Here is a 17,576-nt window from a genome sequence, read left to right as displayed (position 1 = left end):
TGATAAATGCAAAAAAGCGTTGGCGATTAACCACCAACGCCAAAAAGAATAGAACCTTAATAGTACCGCTGTCAGAATCATATTTTTTCTTCTAAATGACTGTGCTGACCGTTTAGTATTCGTTGAATTTCTAGTGAAAATGTCTTTCTGCTGATCGGGCGTAATTTTTTTAAGGAAGATAGTTTTGCCACATGCGACAAAAGTATGCCGGGGATAAAGGAACTTAATCGCGTTTTATCATAAATAATACCCGGATAGACAATGTACGCACGTCCCGGCAATGAATGATTCATTAGTCTTTCCGCCGCTCTTTTTACGTTTAGATAGGGTTTCATAAAAAAGGCCACTATTTGCGGAAATTAATAAAAAATTAGTATTTGCTTGTTTGATCAGTTGATTGATTAAGTGTCTAGCGGGTTCATAACCACTGTTTCTGTAAGTAATACCTTTAATAGGCTTGGGCAGCAAGATTCCTACCGCACTTATCACCCAGTCAGCGTCTACAATTCCGATGAGTTGAATAGATTAACTACATGATAAATCGTTTTATCGGTTGGATGCGACTTTTATTTATTTCGTGAAAGACTATGTACTTCAAATTTTTTGGGAGAGAGCAATTGAATAATCCACTGACCGAAAAATCCGGTTCCGACGGCAATAACGACTTTAATCATCATATACCCTCCAATTTTTTTGGCTATATTGTTTTTAGTGTGTTAAAACGTACTTTACGTATGGTGCCGATACGTTTTCATTCTAACAAAAACATTGTGAAAAAGTAACCGCTGTATGATTGCGTGCTGTCGCTATGGATTTGTTTGTTGTGAATACAAAAAAGGCATCCAAAACTGGATGCCTTTCAGAATAGCTCATCAGGGAGTCGAACCCTGGATGCCGGTGTGAAAAACCGGAGTCTTAACCGCTTGACCAATGAGCCATTATGTCGCTTCGTTGCCTCAACAACATAATACATATTACCAGGATAATCATCTCTTGGCAACCCTTTTTTAAAATTAATTTTCGCCCCATGTACGTGCCGTTTTATTGATAACTAAAACACCCCGACCTGGCACTGTAATTGTTGACAGTTGATTACAATCTTCAAATTGTGACAGAGCAGTCACCCAAATTGCCGCATCCGTTAAATCTGGCAACATCACTGCCACTACCCCATCGATTAATTCATGCGTTGCAATGGCCCCCGAATGAATCGGTACTTCTAAATAAGGGTCGACATCATCCGTCTTATCAAAAACTTCAAACGTCCAAAACCAATCTTGATCCTCCGGTTTCGTCTCAACGCGACGCATTCCACCACCTTCCAATGAGACAGCCGTGACTTCAGGTAACGCCAGCAACGGTCGCAAATGTTGTTCAAACGCCTGTTCAATTGCCCACCCCTGCACTAATGCACCTGGATGATAATTTGGCATTTCACCAGCAACATATAACTGATTAGTCATCTGCTCCCCATATGTTGCCGCTGCTAAGACCGTCCGAAATTGAGGCGACACCTCATGAATCGGCAGTTCACCTGTATTAAATCGATTCAAAGTCGACATTGGTCGCTTTTCTGAAAACTCACGAAAGACCCAGTCAAACCAATACTGCATTTGCACTTCGGCCAAATTGCCATGCTCAGCAATCGCTTGTCGTGCCGGTTCACCACCTTTAAACGCTATCTTCGCCTCATACATGACACCATCTTTTTCCACTGACAAACCTGCAAGCCAATACTTTGCATTAATTGGTTGTACAAACATTTGGTAGCCCCCTTCATTTGGTTACTAAAAGTTTAGCTGTTCAGGATTAATCTCACCTTGATTTAAACTTACCGGTTCTTCACGTATAATGAAATAGACAAGAGGATAAACAATATGACAACTAAACAATTAGCTCATCCGAAGCTACTGCTATTCTTTGAAACGTTAACGGCTATCGGAGTCGTTGTTGCACTATTACGTTTTCTCGCCAGTATCATTAATGCGATTTATAAGCATACAACTGGCAATGAATTAACGTTTGTCACAACTATTCGTGATAATGCCTGGCAAAATTATTTAACGCTAGCGCTATTAATCACTGGTATTATCGGCACTCGCATCCTAAAGCGCCGTTTCAAGTAAAACAAAGCCGCAACCTCATCTGAAGTTGCGGCTTTTAAGCGTGTTCCGAAAGGCGAATCCTTAATATAACGCCGTTCATCTCGCGCTTTTTATTTTATTCAAACTCGGCATTCTTTTTCATAGTTGCTTGAATGGCGTCAGCCACCAAAGCAGTTAAGTTGCCTTGTTCAAGTGCTTCCCAACCAGCAGCTGTAGAACCACCCGGTGTCATCACTTCATGGGCCAAGGTCATGGGGTCCTTCTTTAAATCACCCATGTGACGAGCCGTACCAATAACTGTTTGTTCTGCCAAACGCGTGGCTGTATCTGGTGTGATACCTGCCTGAATCCCCGCTTGCGTCATCGCTTCCGCAAATGCTGCAACAAAGGCTGGTCCCGAACCTGCTAATGCGCTAACAGCGCCAAACTGTTCTTCTGGCAATTCGTCTGTCCGACCCAACTCCAGGAACAAAGCTGCGATTGCGCCCTTCACATCTTGATCCATATCTGCATCGAATGCCAATGCTGTGTAGCCATACTTCAGCGCCACATTCACATTTGGCAACGTACGTGCGACCATGACATGATCGCCAAAGGCTGCATGTAAGGTTGCCAATGACACGCCACCCAACACAGATGCCACAATCACACTTGGCTTCATCATAATACCAAGTTGCAACTCTTTTGCGACAGCTTCAAGCTGCGCAGGTGTCATAGCCAACACGACCATATCTGATTCAGCCCAGACATCCAAGGCCGACTGCTTCGCTTCCAAACCTAATTCCGCAGCCACTTGGGCACCGGAATTAGGTGAATAAACTACTTGACGAATATCTGCATTGCCTGACCAGCCTTGCATCATCGCTTTGGCCATATTACCAGCGCCAATAAAACCGATTGTTAACATCTCACACCTCACTTATCACATTGTTATTATTCATATCATAACATAGCCAAATCACTCGCACTGGCTCAAAATACTTTTAAAATTTCGGATAAAGAAAAAGGTCTAGCAATTGCCAGACCTTTATTATTGATTCTATGAGAAACCTTGTCGTTCTGATAATGAGAATGACCGGTTATGATAGCGCATCGACATTACCAGGCCGATACCAATCATATTTCCGACTAACGCCGAACCACCTTGCGAAATAAATGGCAATGGAATACCCGTCAATGGTACCAATCCAATGTTCATCCCAATATTTTCGAAAATGTGGAAGAGTAGCATCATCACAACACCAGCTGCAATATAAGCATAGAATTGATTTGACGTATCGTAAACCACTTGGAAGATTTGGTAAATCAACAAGAAGTACAAAATCAATAACAAGATACTACCTGCGAAACCAAAGTTTTCTCCAATAACCGAGAAAATCATATCAGATTCGCGCACTGGCACAGCCACGTGTGATACGTTGAAACCTGTACCACTCAAACCACCCGAACCAATTGCTTTCATTGATTGCCACAACTGATAAGCACTGTTTGATGTATCGCCAGATGGCTTCAACCAAGCATCGACACGCGCAAACTGGTAAGCTTCAAATCCCACCTTTTCCAGAATATGGCGTCCCCAGGTTTGGGTAACGAACAGAATTGCTGTCGTTCCCAGTGCCCCAGCAACCCCCATAATTGGTCCAAGGATTTTCCAACTCAAACCAGATACAAGCGTCATACCAAAAACGATTGCCAAGAACACCATCATGGTTCCAAAGTCGTGTTGGGCAAGCACCAAAACAACAACCGGTGCCGACCAAGCAATGATTTTTAAGAGCAACATCTTATCTGAACGCCAATCGTGAACTGGATTGTTTAGATTGTGTTGCGAAATAGCGCGGGCCAACATCACGATGAAGGCCGGCTTCATAAATTCAGCTGGTTGAAAAGTTAACGGTCCAAAGGCGAACCACATACCACCAGTCCTTGCATAATACGAACGTGAATAAAACACCAACACGGCCAACATCAAGAAAACACCAAATCCAAAAATGTAAGGTGCTACTCGCCATAGCTGTTCCGAGTCAAAGCGCATAATAATCATGACGACTACAACACCTGCAAAATAGTAGGCCGTCTGCATAATTACCATTCGCGTCACGTTCACACCAACTGTATCGTGTGTTCCCGCCACATATAAGGATGCCAAACCAATCAACGCTAGCATCATGACAACGAAGATGATCGACCAATCAACCTCACCTTCGTGTGCAAAAAAGCGTTTGATCATGTTTTACCTCTTAACCTGCAATTAGTGGTGCAAATTGAATTCTGCAATCAACATTTCCATTGCATCATCAAAGTCCTTAGCCGTTACTGAACGGTTATCAGAAAAACGCACCGTCAATGGTGTCGTGGATTCATCAATCGTTCCCAAACGAACCTTGTTAATCTTTACTTCTGAGAGGTTATCTCCCATATCGTTAATTTCTACTGAAACTGGCTTATTATTCCGTGACATAATTACTTCCCTTGTGATCCGTGCATGTGTTCTAGCAACTTTCCAGCACCCTTGGCAACATTATCCAATGGGCTTTCTGAAATCATAACGGGTACGCCTAAGTGAGCTGAAATCAACTTGTCCATCCCGCGTAGTAGGGCACCACCACCAGTTAGCACGATACCACGATCGATGATGTCAGAAGCTAATTCTGGTTGAATGCGTGCCAATACTTGGTGTGCCGCATCGACGATTTGTGCCAATGCATCGTGCATCGCCGCCTCAACTTCATTAGCATTCAACGTAATTGTCCGTGGCATACCTGAGAAGTTATCTCGTCCACGAACTTCCATCTCTTCTGGATCGTCTAATGGTGTTGCCGTCCCAATCTTAATCTTAATTGTTTCAGATGTACGCTCACCGATTTGCAAACCGTGGTCACGCTTAACCATGTTGGCAATGTCTGCGTTCATCTTATCGCCGGCAATTCGAATTGATTCAGATGCCACGATATCACCAAGTGACAACACGGCAATATCAGACGTACCACCACCCATGTCGATAACCATTGACGCAATTGGTGAGAAGATATCCAAACCAGCACCAATCGCCGCAACCTTTGGCTCGTACTCTAGGTAGACCTTACTACCACCAGACTTTTCGGCAGCACCGATAATCGCCTTACGTTCAATTTCTGTAATATTCGTTGGGGCGCACACCATAATGTTTGGTCGTGACATGATGCCCTTTGCGTTCAACTTTGACATAAAGTATGACAACATCGCTTCCGTCATATCGAAGTCTGAAATAACACCATCCTTCAACGGACGAACTGCGCGAATGTTACCTGGCGTACGACCAACCATTTGGTAGGCTTCAGTCCCCACAGCCAAAACCTTCTCTGTTTTGGTATCAATTGCGACAACAGAAGGTTCGTTAAGGACGATTCCTTCACCCTCAACATAAATTAGGACATTTGCCGTTCCTAAATCAACGCCGATTTCCTTGGCCATGATTTTCCACCTCTTATTTTACTTGCGCATACTCGCTTTAATTCTTAAATATGTATCTTTAATAGTATACAACAAAATCCGCCTTAAATTGACCCCAGTTTGCTTTCCAGCGTAAAATAGGGGGTGACAAAAAATAAAGGACATTATTACCTATGAAACTGACATTGCAAGAAATGGCAACGGCCATCAACGCGGAAATTATTAACGCGGCCGATGTCGCTGTTACCAGCACCACATTCGATTCACGTAAAGCTGAATCCGGTAGTTTATTCGTCCCCCTCGTTGCTGCAAATGATGGTCACGATTACGTTGCTAGCGCTGTTACTAATGGCGCCACAGTTACCTTATGGCAAGCTGACCACCCTAATGTACCAACCGACGTGCCAACATTGGTCGTTGCCGATACGCTCGTGGCCTTCCAACAATTAGCCGTCTACTACTTGAAGCAAGTTCAACCAAAAGTCGTTGCGATTTCAGGTTCAAACGGTAAAACAACGACGAAAGATTTCGTCGCCGCAATTGGTGCTTCAACATTCAAAACTGTCAAAACACCTGCCAACTTCAATAACGAAATTGGCGTCCCAACGACCATCCTATCGATGCCTGCGAATACTGAATTGTTAGTCATCGAATTCGGTATGGATCGTCCTGGTGACCTAACCTTCCTATCTGAAATGGTTCACCCCGACATCGCCGTTTTAACGATGATTGGTGAAGCCCACATTGAATTCTTCAAAACTCGTGAACGCATCGCCGACGGTAAGATGGAAATCATTGCCGGCCTTCAACCTAACGGCGTCCTCGTGTACAACGGCGACGAGCCATTACTCCGCGAACGCGCTGGTCAACACGCATTCTTGCATACTACAACTTTTGGACTTAATCCTGATAACGATTTGTACGCGTCAACAATTGCTATGAATCCCGTCGGTGCCACCTTCCAAACGGATAAATCAGCGATGTCTTACCACATTCCATTGACGGGTCGCTACAACGTTTCTAACGCCTTGGCCGCCATTTCAGTCGGCATCTTGTTGGGGATTTCAGACGACAAGATTGCACAGGCGCTTGCAGACGCTCCCATCACTGAAAACCGCACTGAATGGTTAACTGGTAATTTTGGTGGTAAGATTTTGTCTGATGTTTACAACTCAAATCCAACCGCCGCCAAGGAGGTCTTGCACTTCTTTGCCGAGACACCTGTTACAGGCCGCCGTATTGCTGTTTTGGGTGATATGCTCGAACTTGGTGAAGCTGGCCCAGCCTTGCACGCTAGTCTTGCTGAAAAGCTTGATCCGGCAACGATTCAACATGTTTACCTCGTGGGTGACATCATGGCGAGCCTCGAAGATGCCCTGAGCGTTAATTATCCAGCTGGTACCGTTAAACGCTATAGTAAGGCTGACAAAGCAACTCTAATTGCTGATCTCCAAGCTGATTTAACGGCTGACGATGCCGTCCTTCTGAAGGGGTCACACGGCATTCACCTTGAAGAAGTGGTTACTGCCTTGATTTAATCCAATAATAATAAAAAGCGATGCGACATTCAAATGTCGCATCGCTTTTTATTATTGTCATTAGACTGACTTAATATAGTTTACACCGTCTGCTGCTGGGGCCTTTGACTTGGCGAAGAAGACAACCAAAATCAAAACCGTGAAGACGTATGGCGCAACTTGTAGGTAAACTGCTGGCACTTGGTTCAATAATGGCAATTGTGCACCGACGATTGCCATTGATTGTGAGAAGCCGAAGAACAACGCAGCCGCCATGGCACCAACTGGATTCCAGCGACCAAAAATCATGGCCGCCATTGACATAAACCCTTGTCCAACAATCGTTGATGCTGAAAAGTTACCCGCGATTGATTGGGCGAACAACGCCCCACCAATTCCACCAAGGACACCTGAAATCAGCACACCGGTATAACGCAAAGCATAAACATTCAAACCAAGCGTATCTGCAGCTTGTGGGTTTTCACCAACTGAACGCAAGCGCAACCCAAAGCGGGTCTTAAACAATACCCACGAAGCTACAAAGGCTACGATAATCGCAACCCACGCTGTGGCAGAAGTCTTCGTAAAGAAGATTGTGCCGATAAATGGAATCTTTGCCAAACCAGGTACATTCCAGTAACCAAAGTTTTCTGCAATCATTGATGTTTGACCCTTACCGTACATCAACTTAATCAAGTAAACACCCAAGGCTGGGGCCATCAAATTCATCACTGTACCTGACACGATGTGGTCAGCACGCAAAGTCACCGTTGCGACCGCATGTAGCAATGAGAAAATCAGACCAATGACTGCACCAGCAATCAAACCAAGCCATGGCGTCAAAGACCCAAATTGGCTTGCAAATGTTAAATTAAAGACAACGCCGGCGAAAGCTCCCATAATCATGGTTCCTTCTAGCCCAACGTTAACAACTCCAGCACGTTCTGAGAACGTACCCCCTAATGCAGTGAAAATCAAAGGCGCTGAGTAAACCAACGTACTTGAAATCACCAATTGCAAGATCGTTTCCAAACTCATGGTTACTCCGCCCCCTTCTCTACCTTCTTGTCTTTACGACCCTTTTTCTGAGGGCCGGCTAACTTCTTGGCTTTTTGCTTTGCATCATCTTCATCGATCTTAACCAAAATCAAACGAATCAAGTAGTTCGCACCGATAAAGAAGATAATTGACGCTGTCACAACAGAAACCAATTCAGTTGGGACACCAGAAGCCAATGGCATTCCTAATCCACCAACAGACAAAATAGAGAACAACAAGGCAGCGAAGAAGATACCCAAGAACGAACCAGATGCCAACAAGGCAACCGCCATACCGTCGTATCCAACTTGTGGTGCACCAGTTTGCGAGAAGATGTTCAAGTACGTTCCCAAACCTTCAGTTGCACCAGCCAACCCGGCTAACAAGCCAGAAATCGTCATAGCTGTAACTGCCGTGCGCTTTGCTGACATACCCGCATAACGAGCAGCATCGGGGTTCAACCCAACTGCACGGATTTCAAAACCAAGCGTTGTCCGCTTCATAATGAACCAAATGGCTACCAGCACCACAATCGCAATGATAAACCCAATGTTCAAACGAGACCCACCCGTTAAGTTCGCAAGCAAATCCCAACGTAGCGAATCTTCCGTTGGCAACGTAACCGTCATATCAGTTGTCGTCATTAACTTCTTAGGTAACCCTTGCACAAAGGCATTTCCACCATATAAGGCAATGTAATTCAACATGATTGTTGTAATAACTTCTGATGCACCAAACTGAGCTCGCAGCCAACCTGGTAAGGCACCCATCAAAGCACCAGCAAGTGCCCCGATGATAACTGCCAACGGAATTGACAGCCATGGTGTTATTGATTGGTTAACCAACACAAACCACGTTGATGCAATCCAACCAACCCAAACTTGACCAGCAAGTCCGATGTTGAAGAAACCAGCTGATTGTGCAACCAAGAAACCGGCCGCCGTTAGAATCAGGGGTGTCATTGATCGCAACACTTCACCTATATTCAATGATGACCCGAGCGCTGATTGCACCAAGCTCACATAACCAGTCACTGGATTAAAACCAGAGACCAACATGATGATCGCACCGACCATCAAACCAAAGAATACAGCCAGGCCTGCAACGAGACCTGTACCGTATGAATTAATTTTATTCACCAGTCTACTCCCCCCGCTAATTGCGCACGCGCTTCAGCCAATGACATTCCTGCCATCAACAAACCAAGCTCATTCTTTGACGTTTCATTTGCGTCAACGACACCTGTAATCTCACCATGTGAAATAACGGCGATGCGGTCAGCGACATTCAAAATTTCGTCCAATTCAAAACTAACCAACATGACAGCTTTACCAGCATCACGTTGATTAATGAGTTGCTGGTGAATATATTCAATTGCGCCAACGTCCAAACCACGTGTTGGCTGAGCCGCGATTACGAAGTCAGCATCGCGATCTAACTCACGCGCGATAATTGCCTTTTGTTGGTTGCCACCAGACAAAGCACTAGCCGGCACTAATTCGTTCACCGTACGAACATCAAACTTTTCAATCAACTCACGCGCGTGGGCGTTGATTTTGTCGTAATCCAACACACCCGCCTTCGACATCGGTGCCTTGTAATACGTTTGTAGGGCAATGTTCTCAGCCAATGTCATATCCAATTCCAACCCAAAACGGTGACGGTCTTCTGGAATGTGACCGACACCACTTTCAGTGATTTGGCGAGGCTTTTTGTTGGTAATATCTTTACCCTTAAGTGTCACCTTACCTGACACTGATGGCATCAGCCCGGTCAAAGCAGAAATAAATTCTGATTGTCCGTTACCATCAATACCAGCGATACCCACAACTTCACCAGCTCGGAAATCCAAACTCAAGTTTTTCACAACTTCAACACCACGAGCGTCCTTAACCGTCAAATCCAACACGGACAAAATCGTGTCAGTTGGGTGAGCAGGCTCCTTTTCAGTTGAGAAGAGTGATACTGAGCGGCCAACCATGATATCAGCCAGTTCTTGTGACGACACACCAGCAACAGGGAATGAGTCAATTGACTTTCCCCGACGGATAACCGTCACTTGGTCAGCCACCGCCTTGATTTCATCAAGCTTGTGCGTAATCAAAATGACTGACTTACCTTCAGCGGCCAAGCCCTTCAAAATTGTCATCAACTCATCAATTTCTTGTGGCGTCAACACGGCTGTTGGCTCATCAAAAATCAACATATCAGCGCCACGGTACAACGTCTTCAAAATTTCTACACGTTGTTGCATACCGACCGAAATGTCCCCTGCCAAGGCGTTCGGATCAACATCCAGCCCATATTGTTCAGATAACTTTTTAATTTCAGTCGCGGCAGCTTTCGTATTTAACTTCAGCCCATTAACGGGTTCTGATCCCAAAATAATGTTTTCTGTAACTGTAAATGCATCAATCAACATAAAGTGTTGGTGCACCATTCCGATTCCTAATTCAGCGGCTTTCGAAGGGCTATCAACAATAACCTTTTGACCATTAATCAAAATATCGCCGGCAGTCGGTTGTAGCAAACCTGACAATTGATTCATCAGCGTTGATTTTCCAGCTCCGTTTTCTCCTAACAAGGCATGAATTTGGCCTCGCTTCACTTGCAAATTAATATGGTCGTTCGCACGGAATTCACCAAATTGCTTCACAATGTCGCGCATTTCTAGCACGATTGGCTGATCTGCCATAGCACATTTCTCCCAGACATTTTTCTCGTCACATCTTCATCAAGACTATGACGTAATAGGTATATGTTACCTACTTTTTACTAAATTTTCTAGTCTATGCAATCGTTATTATTCGTCTATTAACATGGTTGTAATACAGAAATCGATTAACTAGAATTTTCCAATACACAAAAACAGGACATTCAATTAAATGCCCTGTTTTAAGTTCGTTTTTTAAACGTTTTACTTCATCGTGCTTGGCACAGTCACATCGCCAGACTCAATTGCCTTTTCAGCCTTCTCAACTGCAGACTTCTCTTCAGCATTCAAGTTCTTCTTTGTGATTGCAACACCACCATCCTTCAAACCGTAAGTCGTTGTCTTACCACCAGGGAACTTACCATCCATTGATTGGTTAGCAACCTTTTCGATCGAGCTAGCAATTTTCTTAATTGCTGACGTCAACGTGAAGTTGTCGCTCTTGCCATCCTTTGTTTTGTAGTTTCCTTGGTCGTTTTGATCCATATCAACACCAATGACCCAAGCCTTGTCTTTTGAACCAGCATTCAAACCCGTATTGATGTCCTTGGCAGCTGTAAATACCGCGTTACCTGCAGGACCAGCAGCTTGGAAGATAACGTGCGCACCTGACGTGTAAATAGCGCTGGCGATTGTCTTAGCCTTCGCCGTATCAGTAAATGACTCCGCAAATTGGGCATCAACCTTCATATTTGGGTCAACTGACTTTACACCGGCGATGTAACCTGCCTCAAATGATTGAATGACTGCTGAATTCATTCCACCGATGAACCCAACCTTGCTGTCACCCAACTCCTTAGCTTTCGTTGCTGCAGCAACACCAGCTAAGTATGACGCCTCTTGTTGCTTAAACGTTAATGAAGCGATGTTCTTATATTGCTTTGATGCCACATCGTCGACCAACACGTAGTCAGTCTTTGGGTTTTGCTTAGCTGATGCAACCAACGCATCATTCGTAGCGTAACCCACACCAATCAACATGCTGTACTTTGCTGATACACCTTGTTGGAAGTTCGTTGCAAAATCAGCATTTGTCTTTGAAGCAAAGTAGTCATAACCATTTGTGCCCTTCTTCAAATCGTGTGACTTTCCCCAAGCTTTCACACCATTCCAAGCCGACTCGTTAAATGACTTATCGTCGACACCACCAACGTCAGTAACCATCGCTACTGAGAAATTCTTCTTGTTTGAATCTGATCCGTTGTTTCCGGCGACTGCGGCCCCAATACCCACAGCAACAACAACGACACCACCAATAATCAAATTACGACGTGAAACCATTTCTCGTATCCTCCAAAGTAACAAACTGTATGGTTCTAGTTTAACCGTTTGGTTAACAGAACGTTTAACTGTTAACCTAACTTGCTGTGATTAGTATATAAGGTTCTTTTAATAAAAACAATGAATGGAGTGTGAATTTCGTTCGTTTATACTCTAAAAGGTTAAACGTTTTACTATATTTCAGACCTATTGTAGCTCCAATAAGCGAACAATAACGTCTGAAATAAATAAAACGTTTTTAGTAAAAACGTTTTACTTTTAAATTATCCATTGGTTAAATGGCTTATTTTCGTCACAATTTCTTCTTTACAGTTTAATGACAAAAAAGCTATCTCACGTAAACGCAACGCGAGATAGCTTTTTATCGTCAATTCTATTTAAAGTTCACTTTACTGAAACCCATTCAAGTTATCGTCACCATCAACGGTGTTACGATCGATAGCTTTACCAGCCGCACGCTTAGCTTCAGCAATAACACCTATCTCACCCAATCGGTTTGCTACTGATTATGGCAAATTGATTTCTGATTCGAAGTACGTGTCCAGGAATGCTAATTCTGTAACCGTTAGTCCTGAAGAAACTGCGTGTGACAATGTGGTAATCACCTCAGCTGCTGCTGGAGCATTCGTTGAAATTTGCGCACCATACACGATGCCTGACTCATAGTCATAAATCAATGATGCCATAATGTCCGTTTGTTCACCCAACGTATGAATTGTGGCGGGCGTGTGAATATCGAGACGTTCGATGTGATCACCGATACGCTCCTTCGCTTCTTCAACGGTCAATCCTGTCTTATAGACGAAGCGATCAAAAATCGAGAGTCCAATCGTACGCAAGATTGGTTGGATCTTAACGTCCAAGCCAGCTGCCGAATCACCAATAGCGTAAATATCAAGGTTTGATGACTTCATAGTGTCGTCGACCACAATCGCACCGTTTTCACGCATATCAACCTGACCAGCAAACAGCATCGTGTCAGGCTGCAACCCCGCCGCAATGGCCATGAAGTCGAACACTTCTGACGTGCCATTGTTAAAATTAACTTCAATCTTCTTCCCTTGATTATCAACTGAAACAACTTCTTGGTCCTTACGCCAGACAACTTTGTTATCGGTCAGCGTCTTTTCCAAGTCCTCTTGAATTGCTTGGTCAAAATAGCGCGTCACAAATGTGACATAGATACCTGAATGCACCAAAGCAGCCGCCAATTCAGTTGAAACTGGTCCACCACCGTAAACCAAGACTCACTTGCGGAAGCCCTTGGAAAACTTATTGATATCCACAGCATCTTGCTCATTTTTCACGAAGACAGCCCGGTCCAGATCAGCCCCCACAAATGATGGTGCGGGCATAAATTTTCTTGTCTGTGGCATCAACTCGTTCAACTAAAGCGCCTGAGCGATATGTTGTATTGGGTTGACCCTCAAAATGCTCAAAATTTACTTGTTCAACACTTGTCACGTGTTCATTCAACACCAACTTGATCCCCGCCGAAATAAATGGTCGTTCGCTTAAATTCTTTTCTAAGATGACAACTTCATCTGTTTCGTTCATTTGACGGAACGCATTGACGGCCGATAAGACAGTGTGCGTGCGTCCAAAAAATGACGCTTATAATAATAACCGAATTTTTGTATCCATGCGTGAAATTTTCGTATCAACCGGTTGCAACCGCTTTTTGACCCACTCCTGTCGTGAAAAACGATCACGATTCAAAATTGAGTAATAAATCAATAAGTACAACGTCGTAAAGAACGCTACCGCAGTTCCCACAACATAGGCTATCATCTTATCGATTGCCAAGAATGGCAAGCCAAAACAGCTGCAAGCGCCGTCAACACGAATGAGAGAATAAACGTCGCCGTATTCTTGAGTTGGCCCAAACGAACACGACGTTCAGCACGTAGCCGTCGGCGCCGTGCTAACAATTGGATAAGCGTATCATTCAGCTGGCGCAAGTGCTCCAGCAAACCAATCTTTTCGTTATTGCCATCTATAACTCAAACAATCCTCATCTCACTATAATTCAACATACTATAAGGTAGTACAGCGGGTTTATTTAACAAAAACCACCATAATGGCTTCTTTCACTTACTTTTAATTCGTGCATTTTCACAAACGGATGCGGTAAACTATAAAGTATGGAATTATCACAAGAAATATTTTTAAAAGAGCAAGAGGCTCTCAAAATTGCCAAACTCCTCGCCAATGATTTGCGTCTGAAAATTCTTTGCCTATTGCAGGAAAACGGTGCTGCTACTGTCACTGAAATCATGACTGCCTTGCATGCCGAACAATCCCGGGTGTCACACCAATTATCAGCTTTACGTGAGTATCAGATGATTTCTGCCACTCGAGAAGGTCGCACCATCACATACGCTTTAACTGACCCACACATGATGGAATTGCTCCAAGATTTGCTTGATCACGCTAATCACGTGCGCCTTCACCGCAATCATAATGACATTTAAAGCGTAACCATGGGTTGCGCTTTTTTTGTGATTTGTGACTATAATAGTAGAAACCACAAAAAGGAAGTAACAATGAAAGAAGTCAAAGCGTTTATTTTGCGCAATGATGTCCAGCAGTATATCGCCCTGGCCTTTATCGTGCTCTTATTGTTTATTGTCCATGACCTTATCAGCATCTTGCTACTAACCGTCATACTCGGCTATCTCGCTGTCAAAGGTGCTAATAACGTCCAACGATGGACTAAAATCCCCTACGGATTCTCAGTGTTAATCGTTTACCTATTGAGTATCTTCGTGGTTGTGATGGCATTTGTCTACATCGTACCAGCTTTGATCGACCAATTTGCCGTCATCCCCAACGAGGTCAACAAGCTCATCAAAGAGTATCCGGTCATTAAACAGTACTTCAATGAGACCTATCAAAAGTTAGACCTACTGAGTGAATTTTCAAAAAATTGGAAATCCCTTTTGGCTAGCGGTTGGGATACTATCAGCACTGTCGCGACAGTATTCACACAAATCATCCTGTCGATTTTCTTAAGCTTCGTGCTGGCATTGACTTGGCAACGCCTACGCGTCTTTGGATCACAATTTCTCCACTCCACCTACCCTAAGTTTTTCAAGAATGTCTATGAACTTGGTAGCACGTTCGTTCTCATTTTAGGTAGCGTCATCGAGGTCCAATTACTAATCGCCTTCATCAACACAATCTTAATGATGATCAGTTTGAGTATTCTGGGCGTGCCGAGTGTCTTGGTAATGGGGTTGATGATTTTCATCCTAGGCTTAATTCCAATTGCCGGTGTAATTATCTCACTACTACCGCTCAGTGTTATGGCTTTCGCAGCTCTGGGCTGGGTCGGCATGATTGAAGTATGGATTCTAATCGCTGTTATTCACATGTTTGAATCTTATTTCTTACACCCACGTTTGATGGCTAGCCGAACAGAGTTACCAGTGTTCTTCACATTTGCAACAATCATCGTGATGGAGCATCTGCTTGGCGCCTGGGGCTTGATTATTGGCGTCCCAATCGTCGCCTTTATCTTAAGCATCCTTGGTGTGCAAGATGCTAACATTACCCGTAGTGCAAAATCTGAATAATCAAAAAGCAGCGCACCAATTTGCGCTGCTTTTTGATTATTTATGATTAAATACCAAACGTACCACCATGAACCTCGTGTACATTGGTCGTCACAATAAATGCATTCTGGTCAATATCATGAACGCGGCGTAACATACGCCCGTAATTTGCGTTATCTACCATAACCATGAGCATTTCTTTGTTGTTATCAGTGTAGCCACCACGCACATCAAAAACGGTTAAACTCTGATCTTCTTGTAGCAACATCGTTTGAATGTCAGCCAAACGTTCATTACTCATGATCGTTACCTGGTGCTTTAAATCAAGCCCGGTTTCAATATAACGCATCACAATCGACGTAATGACTAATGAAAAGGCAGCCAAAAAGAACGCATTGGTGCCTGAAACCAACAAATTAAACAAGGTCACCACCATATCAATGGCTAACAATGACAAAGCGGAATTAATTTTAAAATACTTTTTCAAAATCATCGGCGGTACTGTTGTACCACCACTTGACGCTTCAAGCCGGTATAAAATGGCGATGCCCGATGCAAAAACAGCGCCACCAATAACAACCGCCAGTACTGCATCTTCAACAAGCCGATGACTAGGTGTAATGTACATTAATACCGGTAATAAAAAGCTGCCAAACGCAATATTGCGGACTGTACTTTTGTCTAAGAAAATAGCAGCTAAAATAATCATGACAATATTAATGATTAACACCGTCAGCGCACGGTTAATACCAAACGCAGCATCCAGCAAAATGGCGACCCCAGTTGCGCCACCAGCGGCAACGTTAATCGGGGCATAGAAAAAGTTAATAGATAGTGCAATAATTTCGAGCGCAATCACAAGCATAACCACTCGAAACCAGCCCTGTTGACTCAGTCTTCTCGGCATGTGGGTCTCCTTTGGGTTGGAAATGTATATCTGTTACCTTTCTAGCATACCATTTAACGCTATTTCATGTATGACACTTGTGTTAATTCATTCCGTTTCGGCATACCATTCATCCACCAATTTCGTTCGAAGTGGCAGAAAATGCGCTTCATCCCGTTGCCCAACTGATTCACCATCAATAGCGACAACTCGACCAGCCATCATTGTTGAACTCGTGATGAACACCTCGTCAGCCGTTTTTAATTCCGCCACTGTGAAGGCGCGTTCTTCAACCGGCATCCCCAATGAACGCGCAGCCTGCAATAAATGTTGCCGCGCAATCCCTGGTAAAATCAACTTATCCGTTGGCGCTGTAACTAGTTTACCCGCCTTAATCATATGGACATTCGTTTTAGAACCTTCAGTCACTCGGGTGTCACCGTTCTCAGTCATTCGGTAAAAAACAGTTTCATCCACTGATTCTTGTATCGCCCGCTGCGCTGCCAGCACATTTGGTAGTAAGTTAATCGTCTTCACATGCGTCAACCCTGATCGAATATCCAATTCGGTCCGTAAACGGTATGGACGTTCTTGTTTGTCCCGGTCTAACGACATAGGCGTTATCATCACCGCCAAATTTGGCGTCGCATCTAGTGGAAAATTATGGCTACGTCGTCCGGTTCCTCGGGTTACCTGCCAATAAATCATGTAGGCCTCCCCTGTCATGTTGGTAAGCAAATCATTCAAGAGATTGGTTAACTCTTCACGCGTAAAGTTAGGCGTTATCATCACTGCCGCCATACTGCGCCAAAAACGCTCTAAATGCTCGCCCAACGCAAAAATCTTTTGATTGCGCGCCATTGTTGCATCGTAAACACCATCACCAAACGTAAACCCACGGTCAGTTATCGGAATCATCATGTCATCAATTTCCGATATCTGACCGTTATAGTAAGCTACAGTTTCCATACTATCCCCACCGTTCCTAATCTTTTATTCATAATAGCACCTTTTTGTACACAAAAAACGTCCGAAGTGCAATTAGCA

19 protein-coding genes and 1 tRNA gene are annotated in these 17,576 nt (G+C 43.9%); 4 read left to right on the top strand and 16 right to left on the bottom strand.

Features of this window, described 5'->3' with window-relative positions:
* Positions 1-865 precede the first annotated feature (865 nt).
* Positions 866-937 (bottom strand) — tRNA-Glu (locus EST42_RS04945).
* Positions 938-1,013: 76 nt separating this feature from the next.
* Positions 1,014-1,763: a hypothetical protein gene (locus EST42_RS04940; RefSeq protein WP_134644473.1), complete on the bottom strand. Its 750-nt coding sequence runs from the start codon at positions 1,761-1,763 to the stop codon at positions 1,014-1,016.
* Between the two features lie 114 nt (positions 1,764-1,877).
* Here EST42_RS04940 and EST42_RS04935 point away from each other — a divergent pair, with 114 nt between their 5' ends.
* Entirely contained in the window at positions 1,878-2,126 is a 249-nt protein-coding gene (locus EST42_RS04935) for a hypothetical protein (RefSeq protein WP_134644472.1), read from the top strand.
* Positions 2,127-2,220: 94 nt separating this feature from the next.
* Here EST42_RS04935 and proC read toward each other — a convergent pair whose 3' ends face one another.
* The 4 genes from proC to mreB form a co-directional block, all read right to left on the bottom strand.
* A complete protein-coding gene (proC, locus tag EST42_RS04930; protein WP_134644471.1) occupies positions 2,221-3,012 on the bottom strand; it encodes a pyrroline-5-carboxylate reductase in 792 nt (263 codons plus the stop codon).
* A gap of 132 nt (positions 3,013-3,144) precedes the next feature.
* Positions 3,145-4,335 (bottom strand): FtsW/RodA/SpoVE family cell cycle protein, encoded by a 1,191-nt coding sequence (locus EST42_RS04925; RefSeq protein WP_134644470.1) that lies wholly within the window; start codon positions 4,333-4,335, stop codon positions 3,145-3,147.
* Positions 4,336-4,356: 21 nt separating this feature from the next.
* A complete protein-coding gene (locus tag EST42_RS04920) occupies positions 4,357-4,566 on the bottom strand; it encodes a DUF2969 domain-containing protein (protein WP_010371407.1) in 210 nt (69 codons plus the stop codon).
* A gap of 2 nt (positions 4,567-4,568) precedes the next feature.
* Entirely contained in the window at positions 4,569-5,558 is a 990-nt protein-coding gene (gene mreB / locus EST42_RS04915; protein WP_134644469.1) for a rod shape-determining protein, read from the bottom strand.
* Positions 5,559-5,710: 152 nt separating this feature from the next.
* Here mreB and EST42_RS04910 point away from each other — a divergent pair, with 152 nt between their 5' ends.
* On the top strand, positions 5,711-7,075 hold the full coding sequence (locus EST42_RS04910; RefSeq protein WP_134644468.1) for a UDP-N-acetylmuramoyl-tripeptide--D-alanyl-D-alanine ligase: 1,365 nt from the start codon (positions 5,711-5,713) through the stop codon (positions 7,073-7,075).
* 60 nt (positions 7,076-7,135) lie between these two features.
* Here the strand turns inward: EST42_RS04910 and EST42_RS04905 are convergent, their stop codons facing one another.
* The 8 genes from EST42_RS04905 to EST42_RS11045 form a co-directional block, all read right to left on the bottom strand.
* Positions 7,136-8,092: an ABC transporter permease gene (locus EST42_RS04905; RefSeq protein WP_134644467.1), complete on the bottom strand. Its 957-nt coding sequence runs from the start codon at positions 8,090-8,092 to the stop codon at positions 7,136-7,138.
* A 2-nt stretch (positions 8,093-8,094) separates the two neighbouring features.
* On the bottom strand, positions 8,095-9,231 hold the full coding sequence (locus EST42_RS04900; RefSeq protein ID WP_209019474.1) for an ABC transporter permease: 1,137 nt from the start codon (positions 9,229-9,231) through the stop codon (positions 8,095-8,097).
* On the bottom strand, positions 9,228-10,787 hold the full coding sequence (locus EST42_RS04895) for an ABC transporter ATP-binding protein (protein WP_134644465.1): 1,560 nt from the start codon (positions 10,785-10,787) through the stop codon (positions 9,228-9,230). Before EST42_RS04895 ends, EST42_RS04900 begins: the two co-directional genes overlap by 4 nt.
* Before the next feature lie 222 nt (positions 10,788-11,009).
* Positions 11,010-12,086: a BMP family lipoprotein gene (locus EST42_RS04890; protein WP_134644464.1), complete on the bottom strand. Its 1,077-nt coding sequence runs from the start codon at positions 12,084-12,086 to the stop codon at positions 11,010-11,012.
* A gap of 506 nt (positions 12,087-12,592) precedes the next feature.
* Positions 12,593-13,330, bottom strand: a complete 738-nt coding sequence (locus EST42_RS11060; RefSeq protein WP_245150388.1) for an FAD-dependent oxidoreductase — start codon at positions 13,328-13,330, stop codon at positions 12,593-12,595.
* An 82-nt stretch (positions 13,331-13,412) separates the two neighbouring features.
* Positions 13,413-13,643, bottom strand: coding sequence for a hypothetical protein (locus tag EST42_RS11055; protein ID WP_245150387.1), 231 nt, complete (start codon positions 13,641-13,643; stop codon positions 13,413-13,415).
* Positions 13,644-13,700: 57 nt separating this feature from the next.
* The gene (locus EST42_RS11050) at positions 13,701-13,877 is read right to left on the bottom strand and encodes a hypothetical protein (RefSeq protein ID WP_245150386.1); all 177 of its coding nucleotides are present in this window, start codon (positions 13,875-13,877) and stop codon (positions 13,701-13,703) included.
* A complete protein-coding gene (locus EST42_RS11045) occupies positions 13,874-14,059 on the bottom strand; it encodes a hypothetical protein (protein WP_245150385.1) in 186 nt (61 codons plus the stop codon). Before EST42_RS11045 ends, EST42_RS11050 begins: the two co-directional genes overlap by 4 nt.
* A 171-nt stretch (positions 14,060-14,230) precedes the next feature.
* On the opposite strand from EST42_RS11045, the gene EST42_RS04875 reads away from it, so the two are divergent.
* Positions 14,231-14,560, top strand: a complete 330-nt coding sequence (locus EST42_RS04875) for an ArsR/SmtB family transcription factor (protein ID WP_134644463.1) — start codon at positions 14,231-14,233, stop codon at positions 14,558-14,560.
* Positions 14,561-14,632: 72 nt separating this feature from the next.
* Positions 14,633-15,664, top strand: a complete 1,032-nt coding sequence (locus tag EST42_RS04870; protein WP_134644462.1) for an AI-2E family transporter — start codon at positions 14,633-14,635, stop codon at positions 15,662-15,664.
* Positions 15,665-15,710: 46 nt separating this feature from the next.
* On the opposite strand, the gene EST42_RS04865 is transcribed toward EST42_RS04870, so the two are convergent.
* Both EST42_RS04865 and EST42_RS04860 read right to left on the bottom strand, forming a co-directional pair.
* Complete coding sequence (locus EST42_RS04865) at positions 15,711-16,550, bottom strand: YitT family protein (protein ID WP_134644461.1); 840 nt, start codon at positions 16,548-16,550, stop codon at positions 15,711-15,713.
* Positions 16,551-16,637: 87 nt separating this feature from the next.
* Positions 16,638-17,498 (bottom strand): aminotransferase class IV, encoded by an 861-nt coding sequence (locus EST42_RS04860; protein WP_134644460.1) that lies wholly within the window; start codon positions 17,496-17,498, stop codon positions 16,638-16,640.
* Positions 17,499-17,576: the final 78 nt, after the last annotated feature.

Origin of the sequence: Weissella cibaria, from assembly GCF_004521965.1 — a bacterium.
In the GTDB taxonomy this organism is placed as follows: Bacteria; Bacillota; Bacilli; order Lactobacillales; family Lactobacillaceae; genus Weissella; species Weissella cibaria_A.
The sequence above is the reverse complement of the archived record's forward strand: the minus strand, read 5'-3'. Positions and strand labels throughout refer to the sequence as shown.